Below are 14,488 nucleotides of genomic sequence, written 5' to 3'. Positions count from 1 at the left end.
TCTCTCAGCGAACCCATCCGTACAGCTGTCCGTCCCGCACCTCGACCTGCGTGGGCGGGCGCGGGGTCGGATGGTCGCGCAGATGCGCAAGCAGGTTATTCCGGCCGCGCACGGACACGTCACCGTCGGTGAACCTCACGTAGGGATGCAGCAAGGACCTCACGTCGGCCCATTCCTGCTGCTCCACGAGGTCCCACACCCGCGCCGCAGGAGCCGGCAGCTCCGGCAGCTCATGCAGCATCTTCGGCGTGCACATCCGCCAGGCGTCCACCACCAGCTCGCGCATCTCGGCCTCGTCGAGCCGCGCCAGGTGCGCGCAGACCCACTGGTAGCGCAGGTCCGATGTCGGCGGCAGGAAGAACGTCTCCGGGTCCGACGCGACCAGCCCGTCACGCTCCGCCAACGGGTACCCGAACCCCATCGCCAGCTCGTCGCGGGAGAACGCGACGTAGACGATCTGCTTCACCTTGAGCTTCCAACGACCGCGCACCTGATGCTCGTAGGTGCGCGGCAGCGCGAGTCCCACGCGGCGTACGTCGTCGGAGGTCGCCATCTCAGAAGTCTCCGGCTGCCCGCCGTACCGGAGTCAAGAGGTTCGAGACCGCGGCCAGCTGGTCGTCGTCGAGGGCACCCAGCCCGAAGTCGGCCGCGGTGAGGTCACGCGTCGCTGCCTCGACCAGCGCACGGCCCTCGTCGGTGATCTCCGCCAGCACGGCCCGCGCGTCATCAGGATGCTTGCGTCGTACGACGAGGCTCGAGGCCTCGAGCCGCCGCACGATCGACGTGACCGATGTCGGGTGCACCTGGAGTCGCTCCCCCATCTTGCCGAGCGGCAGCGAGCCACGCGACGAGAACGTCAGCAGCACCAGGGCTTCGTAGCGGGCGAACGTGAGCCCGTGTGGCTTCAACAGGGCGTCGAGCCGACCGATCACGAGCTGCTGCACGCGCATCAAGGAGGTGACCGCGTGCATGGCGCGCACCCCGTCCCAGCGCAGCCCCCACTGGCGCGCGGCCTCGGCGATAGGGTCGAACGGCAGCGTCATCAGTTGACCGCGCGGGGCCCGCGCAGGCCGGCGCGCTGCACCACCCGCTGGATGGCGAGGTCGCGCTGGTCGGGCCGGCCGACGAAGCGGATGTCGCGCAGCCCCTGCTCCTGCGCGGCCGACTCGAAGATGAAGTGGCCGTAGCCGAGGATCCGGCCGATCAGTGGCTTGGCCACGGTGATGTCGAGGATCCGCGAGAGCGGCATGGTGGCCAGCTGCTGCGAGAGCACGCCGTGCACCCGGAAGACCCGCATGTTGGTGATCACGAAGACGTCCATCTTGGCGTGCAGCGCCAGCCAGCCGGCGTGCGCGGCGATGCCGCCGGCCAGCAGGAACGGGAACCACGCCAGGTCGAGGTCGACGAACGGGAAGGCCACCAGCAACACGACAGCCAGCAGCGCCTCCAGGGCCGGCCGGAGGTAGGCCACCGGGTGCTTGCGCACCTCGTCGACGACGACCTCACCCTCCTCGCGCAGGAGGTGGCGACGGATGTCCGGCTCGGTCACGGAGGCGATGAGACCCATCAGGGACTCAGAGCGCGTCCACGAAGTCGATGATCGCCCGGAACAGGTTCTGCGTGAGCTCCCAGGTCTTGCCGGCGCCGTCGCTGGCAGCCACGGCGAGCCCGTTGGGGTCGGTGAACATCCAGAAGCCGAGGAACACCACGACCAGTACGAGGAGCACCTTCTTGACGTTCATCGATGACTCCAATCGTTCGCGGTCGTTGCATGGTCCAGCGCGCCCGAGGTCGAAACCGGGACGCGCACAGGTCGCCACATTGGTACCACCCGTCCTGCGACCGGGCCGGGAGGCGCGCCCTGCGGCATTCCTGAGACACCGGCACCCGGTTGGTGTCAGGCTGGACACGTGACTCTTGCACTGCCCTCTCGGGCCGCAGCCACCGTCTGCCGGCTGGTCGTCTGCGTGCTCCTCGGCACCTTCCTGAGCGTGGCCGGGCCTGCCCACGCCGCCGACACCGCTCCCCCGGATACCGCCATCACGATGGGCCCGGCTGCCACGCTCACGCCCGGCCCGGTCTTCTTCGAGTTCACCAGCACCGAGCCCGGCACCTTCCAATGCGCGATCGACGGCGGAGGCAGGTTCCCGTGCGAGACGCCGTACGCCGCGACGGTCACGACCCTGGGCCCGCACACGTTCACGGTCGCCGCCGTCGACCCGTCCGGCAACATCGACCCGTTGCCGGCGACGTACGGTTTCACCATCGTGGCGCCGACGCCGGTGCCCGCGACCGTGAGCGCCAAGGCCGTCTCCGGGAAGCGCAAGCTGCGGGTCGACGTGGATCCTGACTGGGACACCGGTGACTACGAGCTGACCGTGCAGAAGCAGAAGTCCGGGACGTGGAAGACCATCCGGCGCTCGAGCACCCGCGGCAGCCGCGACGTACGCACGATGGACCTGCGGGGCGGCAGGTACCGCGTCGTGACCAGCCCAGCCAACGGGCTGGCCCCCGCCACCAGCGGGACGGTCCGGCTCAGGCGCTGATCGCGTTGACCAGCTCGTCGGCGGCGGAGTAGGGGTCGGTCGTGCCCTCGGCCACCGAGGCCGCGAGGCCGTCCAGCGACGCGTGGCCGTGCAGGTCGCCCCAGCGCGCACGCAGCGCGGTCATCGCGATCGCCTCGATCTCGTCGCGGGCCCGGCGGGCGCGGCGTACTTCGAGCTGACCCGACTCGATCAGCCAGGCGCGGTGCTTGTCGATCTCGACCACCACCTCGTCGAGACCCTCGTTCTTGGCGGCGATGGTCTTCACGATCGGCGGCTTCCACCAGCCTTCGGGTCGCTCGCCGAGCGCGAGCATCGAGCGCAGGTCGCGTCTCACCTGGTCGGCGCCGTCACGGTCGGCCTTGTTGACGACGTACAGGTCACCGATCTCGAGGATGCCCGCCTTCGCGGCCTGGATGCCGTCGCCCATGCCCGGCGCCATCAGCACCAGCGTGGTGTCGGCGAGCCCGGCGATCTCGACCTCGCTCTGGCCGACACCCACCGTCTCGATGAGTACGACGTCACAGCCGGCCGCGTCGAGCACCCGGAGCGCCTGCGGAGTCGTCCAGGCGAGGCCGCCGAGATGCCCGCGCGAGGCCATCGACCGGATGTAGACGTCGCGGTCGGTCGCGTGGTCCTGCATCCGCACCCGGTCGCCGAGCAGCGCGCCACCGGAGAACGGGGACGACGGGTCGACCGCCAGCACGCCCACTCGCTTGCCGGCCTTGCGCAGCTCCGTGACCATCGCGTTGGTGGAGGTGGACTTGCCGACGCCGGGCGAGCCGGTGATGCCGACGATCTGCGCGTGGCCGGTGTGCGGCGCCAGCGCCGTCATCACCTCGCGCAGCAGCGGCGACTCGTCCTCGACGAGCGAGATCAGCCGGGCCACCGCACGGGCGTCACCCTCACGCGCCCGGGAGACGAGGTCGGGGACCGACGCCGTCGAGCGGCGCCGTCCCCTACCTTCGCTGGTGGCGCCACTCACGCCTGGGGGACGCGAATGATCAGCGCGTCGCCCTGACCGCCGCCACCGCACAGGGCAGCAGCGCCCACGCCACCGCCGCGGCGCTGGAGCTCGAGCGCGAGGTGCAGCACGATGCGGGCGCCCGACATGCCGACCGGGTGGCCGAACGCGATGGCGCCGCCGTTGACGTTGACCTTGTCCTGGTCGACGCCGAGCTGGCGGGCCGACTCGATGCCGACGGCCGCGAACGCCTCGTTGAGCTCGAAGAGGTCGATGTCGGCGACGTCGATGCCTTCCTTGGCGGCCGCCTTCGCGATCGCGTTGGCCGGCTGCAGCTGGAGCGTGGAGTCGGGGCCGGCGACCTGGCCGGAGGCGCCGATCTCGGCGAGCCAGGTCAGCCCGAGCTCCTCGGCCTTCGCCTTGCTCATGACCACGACCGCGCACGCGCCGTCGGAGATCTGAGAGGCGGAGCCTGCGGTGATGGTGCCGTCCTTGGAGACCGGGCGCAGACCGGCGAGCGACTCGGTGGTCGTGTCGCCGCGGATGCCCTCGTCCTGCGAGACGATGACCTCACCCTTGCGGGTCTTGATCGTGACCGGCACGACCTCGTCGTCGAAGAGGCCGTTCTTCCAGGCAAGCGCCGCCCGCTGGTGCGACTGGGCGGAGAAGGCGTCCTGCTCCTCGCGGCTCAGGTTGGTGCCCGCGGAGTTGCACGTCTCGGTCAGGTTGATCATCGCCTGGTCGGTGAACTGGTCGTAGAGCGCGTCGTAGGCCATCGAGTCGACGAGCTTCGTGTCGCCGTACTTGAAGCCCTCACGCGACTTCGGCAGCACGTGCGGGGCCTGAGTCATCGACTCCATGCCGCCGGCGACGACGATCTCGTGCTCGCCCGCGCGGATCAGCTGGTCGGCCAGCGCGATCGCGTTGACACCCGACAGGCAGACCTTGTTGATGGTGATGGAGGGGACGGTCATCGGGATGCCGCCCTTGACGGCCGCCTGGCGCGCGGTGATCTGGCCGGTGCCTGCCTGGATGACCTGGCCCATGATCACGTAGTCGACCTGGTCGCCCGTGACACCGGCCTTCTCGAGCGCGCCGGCGATGGCGACGCCGCCCAGGTCAGCGGCCGACTGGTCCTTCAGACCGCCGAGCAGGCGGCCGATCGGGGTACGTGCCCCGGCGACGATGACGGATCCGGTGCTGCCTGACATGCGGTGCCTCCACTGGAAGTTCGGGTGTTGCTCTCGACGATACCCATCGGGGACCCGCCTTCGGGAGGGTGTACGGACGGCTCGGGATGTCTCACATGTCACACCCCCTCGCGCCCGGACCTGTCGTCGTACGACGATGTCGGCCATGACCGCACCAGTCCCCCCACTCGACAGCTCGGGCCTCGAATCCGTGCAGCACCTGTTCACCGCGATCGACCACGTGGGCGTTGCCGTGCCCGACCTCGACGAGGCGATGGCGTTCTACCGCGACGTCTACGGCATGGAGGTGCTCCACGAGGAGACCAACGAGGAGCAGGGCGTCCGCGAGGCGATGGTGGGCGTCGGCGGCACCGGGTCCTGTATCCAGCTGCTCGCTCCGCTGTCGGCGGAGTCGACGATCGCGAAGTTCCTCGACCGCTCCGGCCCGGGGCTCCAGCAGCTCGCCTTCCGGGTCGTGGACGTCGAGCAGGTGTCGATGATCCTGCGCGAGCGCGGCCTGCGTCTCCTGTACGACGAGGCGAAGCGCGGCACGTCCGACAGCCGCGTCAACTTCATCCACCCCAAGGACACCGGCGGCGTGCTCGTCGAGCTGGTCCAGCCGGCCGGGTGACCTCCCCCACACCACTAGCCGGGTGAAGTTACCTCCCGGTAGCCTTCGCTCGATCCGCATCAGACTGCCCCCCGCCAGGAGACAAGCCAGTGCAGAACATCCTCGACGCGATATCAGCCAGCCAGGCCGGCAACGCCCTGACACCCGACGACTTCGCCAACCTCGACCTTCCCGAGTCCTACCGTGCCGTCACGATCCACAAGGACGAGGCGGACATGTTCGAGGGGGTGGCCTCGAAGGACAAGGACCCCCGCAAGTCACTGCACGTCGAGGACGTCGCGCTCCCCGAGCTCGGCCCCGGTGAGGCCCTGGTCGCGGTGATGGCAAGCGCCATCAACTACAACACCGTCTGGACCTCGATCTTCGAGCCGGTCTCGACCTTCGGCTTCCTCGAGCGCTACGGCAAGCTCTCCCCTCTCAGCAAGCGCCACGACCTGCCGTACCACGTGGTCGGCTCCGACCTGTCCGGCGTCGTGCTCAAGACCGGCGTAGGCGTGCACTCCTGGAACCCCGGCGACGAGGTCGTCGCCCACTGCCTCTCGGTCGAGCTCGAAAGCTCCGACGGCCACAACGACACGATGCTCGACCCGGAGCAGCGCATCTGGGGCTTCGAGACCAACTTCGGCGGACTGGCCCACGTGGCACTCGTGAAGTCCAACCAGCTGATGCCCAAGGCGGCCCACCTCACCTGGGAGGAGGCCGCCTCCCCCGGCCTCGTCAACTCCACGGCGTACCGGCAGCTCGTCAGCCGCAACGGCGCCGGCATGAAGCAGGGCGACAACGTGCTGATCTGGGGTGCGAGCGGCGGCCTCGGTGGCTTCGCGACGCAGTACGCCCTCAACGGCGGCGCAACCCCGATCTGCGTGGTCTCCAACGAGGAGAAGGCCGAGATCTGCCGGTCGATGGGTGCCGAGCTGATCCTCAACCGCTCCGAGGAGGGCTGGAAGTTCTGGAAGGACGAGAACACCCAGGACCAGAAGGAGTGGCGTCGCCTGGGGATGAGCATCCGCGAGCTCACCGGTGGCGAGGACGTCGACATCGTCTTCGAGCACCCGGGCAAGGAGACCTTCGGCGCCTCCGTGTACGCCGCCCGCAAGGGCGGCACGATCGTGACCTGTGCCTCGACGAGCGGCTACATGCACCAGTACGACAACCGCTACCTGTGGATGAACCTCAAGAAGATCGTCGGCTCGCACTTCGCCAACTACCGCGAGTCGTGGGAGGCCAACCGGCTGATCTCGAAGGGGATGATCCACCCGACCCTGTCGAGGACCTACGCGCTCGAGGACGTCGGCCAGGCCGCGCTCGACGTGCACAAGAACGCCCATCAGGGCAAGGTCGGCGTGCTCTGCCTGGCGCCCGAGGAGGGGCTCGGCGTGCGCGACACCGAGATGCGTGACAAGCATCTCGACCAGATCAACCGCTTCCGCGGGGTCTGAGGCGCCCCACCCGTCCCACCCCACCCCGGTTCGTCGACTGGATGCCCTTCGGTCCGCGAGCCGGGGTGTCTCAGCGACCCGACATCAGGGACACTGACCAAGTTGGGGTCGCCGGACCCTGCCACACACGCGACGAGAAGGGTGCGCAACACATGAGCCGCGACGAGGGCCTGTCCATCTTCGACGAGGAGCCCGACGAAGAGACCGGGAATGCCGACGAGGAGCCCACTCAGGTGCTGCCCGTGGCGTCGAAGCAGGCTGCTCCCGAGAAGGCCGCGCCTGCGAAGGCTGCCGCGCCTCCGGCTCCCGCGAAGCCCGCCGCCGAGAAGCCCGCAGTCGAGAAGCCTGCGGAGCGCACCCAGCAGGCTCCGGCCGTGCCGGCTGCCGCTCCTGCCGTGACGACCCCTCCGGCCCAGAGGCCCGCGCCGGTGATCCCGCCGATGCCCGCTCCCCGTGCGGCGCCCAGCACGCCTGCGCCGGCCGCTCGCCCGGCTCCGGTGGCTGCCGCGACCGGACCCACGCTGTCCACCGCCACCTCGAGCGTGCCGACCTTCCCCGCCGTACGCCGCGGGGGCTACGACAAGGACGCCGTCGACGCAGGAGTGCGCCAGCTCCTCTCGGAGAAGTCCGGCCTCGGCAGCAGCCTGAGCCAGTCCGAGCAGCGGGTGATCGACCTGCAACGTGAGCTCGAGTCGGTCAAGGCCCAGCTCGCCGAGAACGAGACCCCGTCGTATGCCGGTCTCGGTGGTCGGGCGACCTCGATGCTCAAGCTGGCCGAGGACGAGGCCGCCGACGTCCGCGAGGCGGCCCTGCGCGACGCCGACGAGATCCGCTCGCAGGCCAACCGGGATGCCAAGGCGATCCGTGCCGACGCGGCGCGGGAGGCCGAGGACATGCGGCTGGTGCAGCTCAAGGAGCTCGACGAGACCCGCACCCGCATCACCGCCGATGCCGAGCAGGAGCGGGTGCTGGCCAAGACCGAGGCTGACGACCACCGTGCCTCGGCGCAGCGCGAGGCCGACCAGGTGCGCCTGGCCGCCCAGCAGGAGACCAATGAGTTGCGCACGTCCGCCAAGCGCGAGGCCGAGCAGGCCCGAGCCGCAGCCGACCGAGAGGTGCAGGAGGCCCGGCGCACTCTCGCGGTGGAGAAGGAGCGGCTCGCCCGCGAGGCCACCGACCACCACTCCAACGCGACCGCCGAGACCGCTCGACTGGTCTCCGAGGCCGAGCAGCGCGCGACCGCTGCCGAGCAGCGCGCCCGCGAGGCCATCACCCAGGCCACCGCCCATCGTCAGCAGGCCCAGTCGGAGTCCGAGGCGCTGCTGGCTCGCGCCCGCCGCGAGGCCGAGCAGATCGTGGCCACGGCCAAGACCCAGGCCGACTCCGTCGCGTCGAGCGGCACGGCCGAAGCCGAGCGTGAGCTCGCCGTGGTCAGGGCCGAGGTCGACCGGATGACCAAGCGCCGCGACGCCATCGCCGCCCAGCTTGGCGCGCTGCGCGACGTGGTGTCGGGCTTCGCCGAGGACGAGTCCTGAACCCGCTGCTGCGTCCCGGCAAGGCAGCGGCCGAAAGAGCTGAAGCCGCAGCGGCCGACGCGACGAAGCAGGCCGAGTCGGCCGAGGTCGCACGCGAGGCGGTCGAGACCAGGGCGACGGAGTTCGGGGCGCCCGGGAAGCCCTTCGAGCGCCACTCGCCGTTCTACATCGGCTTCTTCGGCGGCGTCGGCGCACTGCTGGCGTTCTGGCTCGGCACCCAGATCCTGGCCATCGGTTCCACGCTGATCCTGATCGTCGTGGCGCTGTTCCTCGCCGCCGGCCTCAACCCGGCCGTCGAGTGGTTCCAGGCCCGTGGCCTCAAGCGGTCGTGGGCGGTCTTCGCCGTCATCACGATCGTCGTGGTCGCCCTGGTCGGCTTCGTGATGGCGATCGTGCCGGTGATCTCCGACCAGGTCGCACAGATCACCCAGAACTCCCCCGGCTGGCTCGACAACCTGCAGCAGAACAAGCAGGTCCAGCGCCTCGACGACAAGTACGACGTCATCGCCAAGATCAAGGAGAAGGTCGAGCAGGGTGACCTCGTCTCGAGCATCTTCGGCGGCGCACTCGGCATCGGCCTCAAGGTCGTCTCGACGCTGCTCAACGGCTTCGTCGTCGTGGTCCTGATGCTCTACTTCCTCGCCGGCCTCGACGCCACCAAGAGCGCGATCTACCGTCTGGCCCCGGCCTCGCGTCGACCGCGCGTCGCGAAGCTCGGCGACCGGGTGATCCGGAGCGTCGGCGGCTACGTCTCCGGGGCGTTCATCGTCGCCCTGTGCGCCGGCGTGACCAGCCTGATCTTCCTGTTCGTCGTGGGCCTCGGCAAGTACGCCGTGGCGCTGGCGTTCGTCGTCGCGCTGCTCGACGTCATCCCGATGATCGGCGCCAGCATCGGCGCGGTCGTCGTCACGGCGATCGGCTTCGCGACCGACCCGAAGATCGGCATCGCCTGCCTGATCTTCTACGTCGTCTACCAGCAGCTCGAGAACTACCTGATCTACCCGCGGGTGATGTCACGCTCGGTCGACATCCCCGGGTCGGTCACGGTGATCGCGGCGCTCGTCGGCGCCGGGTTGCTCGGCGTCGTGGGTGCGCTCCTCGCGATCCCCACCGCGGCCGCCGTACTCATGCTGACGCGGGAGATCTTCATCCGCCGGCAGGATGCGCGCTGACCACCGTCGTACGACGCTCCCCCAGCTTGACGACCACCACACCGGCCAAGATCAGCACACCGCCGAGCACCTGCACCTGGTGCGGCACCTCGTCGAGCAGCAGCCACGCGAAGAGCAGCGCGAACAGCACCTCGACCAGCGCGACGAACGACGCGAGTCGTGAGCCCAGCCGTCGGGATGCCGCGATGCCGGTGACGTAGGCGAGCGCGGCGGTCACCACGCCCAGGCCCAGCAGCGGCAGCCACCAGGCCACCGTGGTGCCGTTGTAGGTCACCGGCTGGGTCGAGACCGCCATCGGCACGATGCCGACAGCACCTGCGACCAGCAGCGCCAGCGCGCCCAGCGTCATCCCACCGGCTGCCAGCACGATGGGCGGCAGCCCGGTGGTCTCGCTGGCCGACAGCACGAAGTAGACCGCCGCCCCGGCCGTCGCGCCGAGTGCCCAGAACACACCGACAGCGCTCAGGTCTGCACCGGAGAGCAGGTCGAGGACGAGCACCAGGCCGAGTGCCGCCAGCACCGCACCGGCCAGCGTCAACCGGCTCGGACGCTCGCCGTGCCGTAGCCAGAGCCAGCAGATGACCGCGACGGGAGCCGTGTACTCGATGAGGAGAGCGACCCCGACCTGCATGTGTGACACCGCGTTGAAGTAGGCGAGCTGGCAGCCCGCGATCGCCACGAGCCCGAAGCCGGCCATGATCGGCAGGTTCTTGCGCAGCAGGTGCCAGCGCCCGCCCAGCAGGACCAGCGCCGGGACCATCAGCACGACCGTCGCGATCGAGACCCGGACCGCCACCGCGGCACCCGCACTCCAGCCGGCATCGAGCAGGCCCCTGGCGAGGTTGCCCGAGAGGCCGAACGACGCGGCCGAGACGACGGCCAGGCCCAGCCCGGCCCCCAGCCGGGAACCACTCACCACCGTGTTGTCATGAGTCATTGTCGTCATGACGCATGACGTTAGTCCGCGATGTTGTAACCTGTCAACATGCTTTTCACCCATGACACCGAGGTGAGCCTCCAGGCTGCGGTGGTGCTCGCCAACTCCGCCGAGGAGCCCGACACGCTCACCACGGTGGCCGAGCTGGACGCGTTCTACGAACAGTTCGAGTACACCGGTCGCCGCGACGGCGACGAGGCCGAGCTGGCTGACGTCCGTGCGCTGCGTCCCGCGCTACGCACGCTCCTGACCAGCACGCGCGACGAGGCGGTTGCCCTGGTCAACCTGATGCTCAGCGAGGCCGACGCGCTCCCCCAGCTGGTGCGGCACGACGAGTGGGACTGGCACCTGCACGCTGTCGGCCCCGACCGGCCGCTGCGCACCCGGATCGCCGTCGAGACGGCCATGGCCATGATCGACATGATCCGCGCCGACGAGACGTCGAGGCTGGGCGTGTGCGCCAACGACACGTGCGATGGCCTGGTGCTCGACCTCTCACGCAACCGCTCGCGCCGGTTCTGCAGCACCACCTGTGGCAACCGCGTTGCCGTTGCCGCATATCGATCGCGCCAGAAGGGCTAGGCGGATGTCTTCTTGATCGCCGACGGCGAGCCGCTCTAGAAGTCGAACCCGTCGAACATGTCGCCGATGCCACCGAAGGCGTCGCCGACGCCTTCGCCGATCGCGCCGATGCCCTCACCGAGGCCGTCGAAGCCGCCGCTGAAGAGCATGCCCATGAACATCCACTCCATCGGGCCGAAGGCGCCGTAGTAGCCCATGGCGTAGGGCTGGTAGGCGCGACCACCCTGCCAGTAGGGCACCCGCTGCGACCCGACCATCACCTTGCGGATGTCGGGCTCGGCACCGGCCCGGACGCGCTCGGCATCGAGCTCGCAGGCTGGTACGTCGCGTTGGGCGCCGCCGGGCGGCGTGTACGACACGTCGGCCACCGACAGGCCGTGCCGTGGGTCGAAGAAGCACGGTGGCCGGCGCGTAGGCAGCGGCAGGCCGTCGACCCGGGCCCGTACACAGGCCATTGCGTAGCGGCCGTCCTCGAGGATCTCGGTGACGTGCCGGACCTGCTCGGGCTCGGTGAGGTAGTCGGCGGCGTGCTTGGCCGACTCGTAGGAGTCGAGCGCCCGCTGGTAGTCGGCGTTGGCGCCTTCGGTGAGCTCGCGTCCTGACATCTCCACGTCGAAGTGCTGGAGCTCGACGCCCAGGGCGGTGACGTCCTCGTCGACGAGGCGCTTCACCGGGGCCAGCTCGGTGACCTTCTTCTCTGCCGCGCGGCGCTTGCCGTTGCGCGACATGAGCGCGACGCCACCGATAGCGGCCACGATGACGAGGATCAGGACGACGTACTCCATGGCGACAGCGTACGTGGCTGGGGCAACCGGCTCGGCGCCCGGAAACCCCCGAAATGACCCGGAATGAAAGGCAGGCCACGACTCTCGCATCGAGTCGCGGCCTGCCGAGGGCACTGTCCCCCGGAGTAGGCCAACCCCTGTGTGGCCTACTCCTGTGGTGCCTGGCATGAGCCTTCCGCAGGAAGGCATTTGCGGGCATCGGTAGTCCTACCTAAACCTTGAGCGGGTAGACCGATAAGTTCTGCACTGTGCTGACACCGTGCATCGGTCGCGAGCGGGTCCGGGAGCTCCTGGATTCCGCACTGTCGAGCTCGCGCTGGGTCAGCATCGTGGGCCCTCCCGGCAGCGGAAAGACGCTGCTCGCACGGCACGCCACGGCCGGGACCTCCGGTGCCGCGTGGGTCAACGCCCGCGGCCTGCGAGACACCGACGCGGTGCTGACCGCGTGCCTCGACGTGCTCGATGTGGAGGCCGCCCCCGGCGACACTCCCGAAGGTGCGCTCTGCCGCGCCCTCGACGGCTCCGACACCCTGCTCGTCGTCGACGGTGTGGACGTCGACGCCCCCGGACCCGACACACTCGGGGCGACCTTCCAGCAGGTGCTGGAGACCACGAGCACCGCCCGGCTCGCCATGACCGCGCTGACGATGGCCGGCCAGCCCGCCGAACGCGTCGTACGCGTCGGGCCGCTGCCGGTGCCCGGCATCCACGAGCCGCTCGCCGGGCCGGCGGTGGACCTGATGCGCAACCGGGTCGAGACTGCCGGCGGCTACCCGATCGACCTGGTCGCCAACGAGTCCGACGTACGCCGCCTGCTCACCGCCGCGGGCGGGTTACCGCTGCTGATCGAGCAGTTCGCGGTGCAGATCGCCCTGGTCGGCATCGCCAACGTGGTCCCGGCCGCCTCCCTGTCTGAGGCCGTGCACGCGTCGTACGAGCTTCTCGACGACGACCAGCAGCTGTGCTTCCGGCGGATGGCGCAGATGTCGAGCCCGGTGGGCATCGACGTGCTCGCCGAGATCGCCGGCGTGACCCGCGAGGTCGCGGCACCTCTCGCCGCGCGGCTGGTGCGGCGCAGCCTGCTCGAAGTGCTGCCCGACGGGCGTTTCGACATGCTCTCGCCGATCCGTCGGCACGGCGCGTTCCTCACCGCGTCGACCGACGACGGTGCGCAGGCGCGCGCCGGGCTGCTGCGCTGGGCCGACCGGGCGGCTCCCGACCACGAGAACTTCGGCGCCGCCGACGCACCCTGGCTGGGCGACCTGCCGGTCATGCGTACGGCGATCCTCGGGGCGTGTGCCGACGCAGCGACCCGCGACACCGGCTACGCGCTCGCCAACCGCATCTTCTCCTCGCTCTACACCTCCATGCGAGCCCGCGAGGCCGTCGAGATCCTCGAGGCGGCGCTCGTCAGTGGCGATGGGCCGGCGGCCATCGGCGCGCAGGTGGCTCGCCGGGCTGGCATCGCGGCTTCCGAGGTGCGTGGCACCTACGAGGGCCTGTGGTTGCTCGACCGGGCCGACGAGCACGCTCTCAACGCCGATGACACCGACCTGCAGCTGGCCAACACCGCCTCGATCCGCGCGGAGATGCACCTCGACGCCGGCGACCTGACCCGGGCCGAGAAGGAGGCGCAGCGCGCCATCGACCTCGACGCCGTCAGCCGGTCCATCGTCCGTCAGGCCACCCGCACGCTCACTGACATCGCCGTCTCGCGCGGCAACTTCCCGGCCGCGACCCGCGCAGCGGCGTCGATCATGGCCAGCACCGACGCCAACGACGAACGCTGGATCACGCTCTCGGCCCGCACCCTGCTCGGCAAGGTCGCGCTCGAGCAGGGCCGCACGGTCGAGGCCGCGTCGGCCGCGCGCGCAGTGCTGCGCGATGCCCGCGAGCTCGCCGAGGACCGCGTCGCCCTGCTCGCCGAGACCCTGCTGCGCACCCTCGACCACGACTACACACCGATGGACGTCGACCGCGAGACCCTGCCGTGGGCCGTCCGGCTGCCGGTGCTCGCCCAGGACGCACGCGACCTCTTCGCGGCCGGCGACCTGCCGCGAGCGGCCGGGCTCGCCGCCGACGTCGTCGTACTCGCCGACAGCAGCCGACTCGGCCGCGACGCCGTCGACGGCAGGCTGCTGCTGGGCCGCGCCTTCATCGCGCTCGGCGACATCGACCAGGCCGCTACGACGCTGCTCAACGCCCTCGACCAGGCCACCACCATGCCGATGCCGCTGCGCATCGCAGACGCGCTCGACGGCCTGGGGTACGTCGCGGAGCAGCGTGGCCAGTCGGAGAGCAGGCTGCTCGCCGCGGCCGCCGTTGCGCTGCGGGCGCCACGGCACGCGACGGCCTGGGGCTACTCCGCTGACTATCCCATCGAGCCCGCACGAGTGGCCCCCCACGGCTGGATCGAGCGCGGCGAGTTCACCCAGGCCGGCCTCCGCAGCGTGGCCGCCATCTTCACCGGAGCCCCCGACCCCGACTCGCTGCGCGCCACTCCCCTGGCGCTGCTGACGCGGGCCGAGCGCCAGGTGGCCGACAAGATCGCCGACGGGCTCACCAGTCGCCAGATCGCCGACCAGCTGTTCATCTCCCCGCGCACCGTCGATGCCCATCTCTCGCACATCTACCGCAAGCTCGACATCAGTACCCGGGCCAAGCTCGCCGCCATGGTGGCCGACGACCGCGCGAGCTGAGACGCGCTAGC

Annotated in this window: 15 protein-coding genes; 7 read left to right on the top strand and 8 right to left on the bottom strand. The window is 70.2% G+C overall.

Annotated features, from left to right (window positions below; genetic code table 11):
* Nucleotides 1–4 precede the first annotated feature (4 nt).
* From H4Q84_RS21210 to H4Q84_RS21195, 4 genes are read right to left on the bottom strand one after another with little or no spacing between them, the layout of a single operon-like run.
* On the bottom strand, nt 5–553 hold the full coding sequence (locus H4Q84_RS21210) for an MmcQ/YjbR family DNA-binding protein (RefSeq protein ID WP_248581051.1): 549 nt from the start codon (nt 551–553) through the stop codon (nt 5–7).
* Between the two features lies 1 nt (nt 554).
* Nucleotides 555–1,043, bottom strand: coding sequence for a MarR family transcriptional regulator (locus tag H4Q84_RS21205; protein ID WP_248581050.1), 489 nt, complete (start codon nt 1,041–1,043; stop codon nt 555–557).
* The gene (locus H4Q84_RS21200; RefSeq protein WP_349238382.1) at nt 1,043–1,549 is read right to left on the bottom strand and encodes a PH domain-containing protein; all 507 of its coding nucleotides are present in this window, start codon (nt 1,547–1,549) and stop codon (nt 1,043–1,045) included. Before H4Q84_RS21200 ends, H4Q84_RS21205 begins: the two co-directional genes overlap by 1 nt.
* A 25-nt stretch (nt 1,550–1,574) precedes the next feature.
* Nucleotides 1,575–1,742: a hypothetical protein gene (locus tag H4Q84_RS21195; RefSeq protein ID WP_248581048.1), complete on the bottom strand. Its 168-nt coding sequence runs from the start codon at nt 1,740–1,742 to the stop codon at nt 1,575–1,577.
* Between the two features lie 168 nt (nt 1,743–1,910).
* Here H4Q84_RS21195 and H4Q84_RS21190 point away from each other — a divergent pair, with 168 nt between their 5' ends.
* On the top strand, nt 1,911–2,546 hold the full coding sequence (locus H4Q84_RS21190; protein ID WP_248581047.1) for a hypothetical protein: 636 nt from the start codon (nt 1,911–1,913) through the stop codon (nt 2,544–2,546).
* On the opposite strand, the gene meaB is transcribed toward H4Q84_RS21190, so the two are convergent.
* Entirely contained in the window at nt 2,536–3,528 is a 993-nt protein-coding gene (meaB, locus tag H4Q84_RS21185; protein ID WP_248581046.1) for a methylmalonyl Co-A mutase-associated GTPase MeaB, read from the bottom strand. The genes H4Q84_RS21190 and meaB overlap by 11 nt on opposite strands.
* Nucleotides 3,525–4,718 carry an acetyl-CoA C-acetyltransferase gene (locus H4Q84_RS21180; protein ID WP_248581045.1) on the bottom strand — a complete coding sequence of 398 codons (1,194 nt, stop codon included), beginning with the start codon at nt 4,716–4,718 and terminating at the stop codon, nt 3,525–3,527. Before H4Q84_RS21180 ends, meaB begins: the two co-directional genes overlap by 4 nt.
* Nucleotides 4,719–4,863: 145 nt before the next feature.
* Between H4Q84_RS21180 and mce the strand changes: the two genes are divergently transcribed.
* The 4 genes from mce to H4Q84_RS21160 all read left to right on the top strand — a co-directional run bounded on the left by mce (nt 4,864) and on the right by H4Q84_RS21160 (nt 9,474).
* Entirely contained in the window at nt 4,864–5,328 is a 465-nt protein-coding gene (gene mce, locus H4Q84_RS21175) for a methylmalonyl-CoA epimerase (RefSeq protein WP_248581044.1), read from the top strand.
* A gap of 89 nt (nt 5,329–5,417) precedes the next feature.
* The gene (gene ccrA / locus H4Q84_RS21170) at nt 5,418–6,767 is read left to right on the top strand and encodes a crotonyl-CoA carboxylase/reductase (protein WP_248581043.1); all 1,350 of its coding nucleotides are present in this window, start codon (nt 5,418–5,420) and stop codon (nt 6,765–6,767) included.
* Nucleotides 6,768–6,919: 152 nt separating this feature from the next.
* On the top strand, nt 6,920–8,302 hold the full coding sequence (locus tag H4Q84_RS21165; protein WP_248581042.1) for a hypothetical protein: 1,383 nt from the start codon (nt 6,920–6,922) through the stop codon (nt 8,300–8,302).
* On the top strand, nt 8,299–9,474 hold the full coding sequence (locus H4Q84_RS21160) for an AI-2E family transporter (protein ID WP_349238430.1): 1,176 nt from the start codon (nt 8,299–8,301) through the stop codon (nt 9,472–9,474). The genes H4Q84_RS21165 and H4Q84_RS21160 overlap by 4 nt, the downstream gene beginning before the upstream one ends.
* On the opposite strand, the gene H4Q84_RS21155 is transcribed toward H4Q84_RS21160, so the two are convergent.
* Entirely contained in the window at nt 9,449–10,420 is a 972-nt protein-coding gene (locus tag H4Q84_RS21155) for a DMT family transporter (protein WP_248581040.1), read from the bottom strand. The genes H4Q84_RS21160 and H4Q84_RS21155 overlap by 26 nt on opposite strands.
* A 39-nt stretch (nt 10,421–10,459) precedes the next feature.
* On the opposite strand from H4Q84_RS21155, the gene H4Q84_RS21150 reads away from it, so the two are divergent.
* A complete protein-coding gene (locus H4Q84_RS21150; protein WP_248581039.1) occupies nt 10,460–10,993 on the top strand; it encodes a CGNR zinc finger domain-containing protein in 534 nt (177 codons plus the stop codon).
* A 35-nt stretch (nt 10,994–11,028) separates the two neighbouring features.
* On the opposite strand, the gene H4Q84_RS21145 is transcribed toward H4Q84_RS21150, so the two are convergent.
* Nucleotides 11,029–11,778 (bottom strand): hypothetical protein, encoded by a 750-nt coding sequence (locus tag H4Q84_RS21145; RefSeq protein ID WP_248581038.1) that lies wholly within the window; start codon nt 11,776–11,778, stop codon nt 11,029–11,031.
* A gap of 248 nt (nt 11,779–12,026) precedes the next feature.
* Between H4Q84_RS21145 and H4Q84_RS21140 the strand changes: the two genes are divergently transcribed.
* Complete coding sequence (locus tag H4Q84_RS21140) at nt 12,027–14,477, top strand: helix-turn-helix transcriptional regulator (protein WP_248581037.1); 2,451 nt, start codon at nt 12,027–12,029, stop codon at nt 14,475–14,477.
* Nucleotides 14,478–14,488 lie beyond the last annotated feature (11 nt).

Source organism: Nocardioides sp. InS609-2 (assembly GCF_023208195.1).
GTDB lineage: Bacteria > Actinomycetota > Actinomycetes > Propionibacteriales > Nocardioidaceae > Nocardioides.
This window is presented reverse-complemented; position numbering and strand designations above follow the sequence as displayed.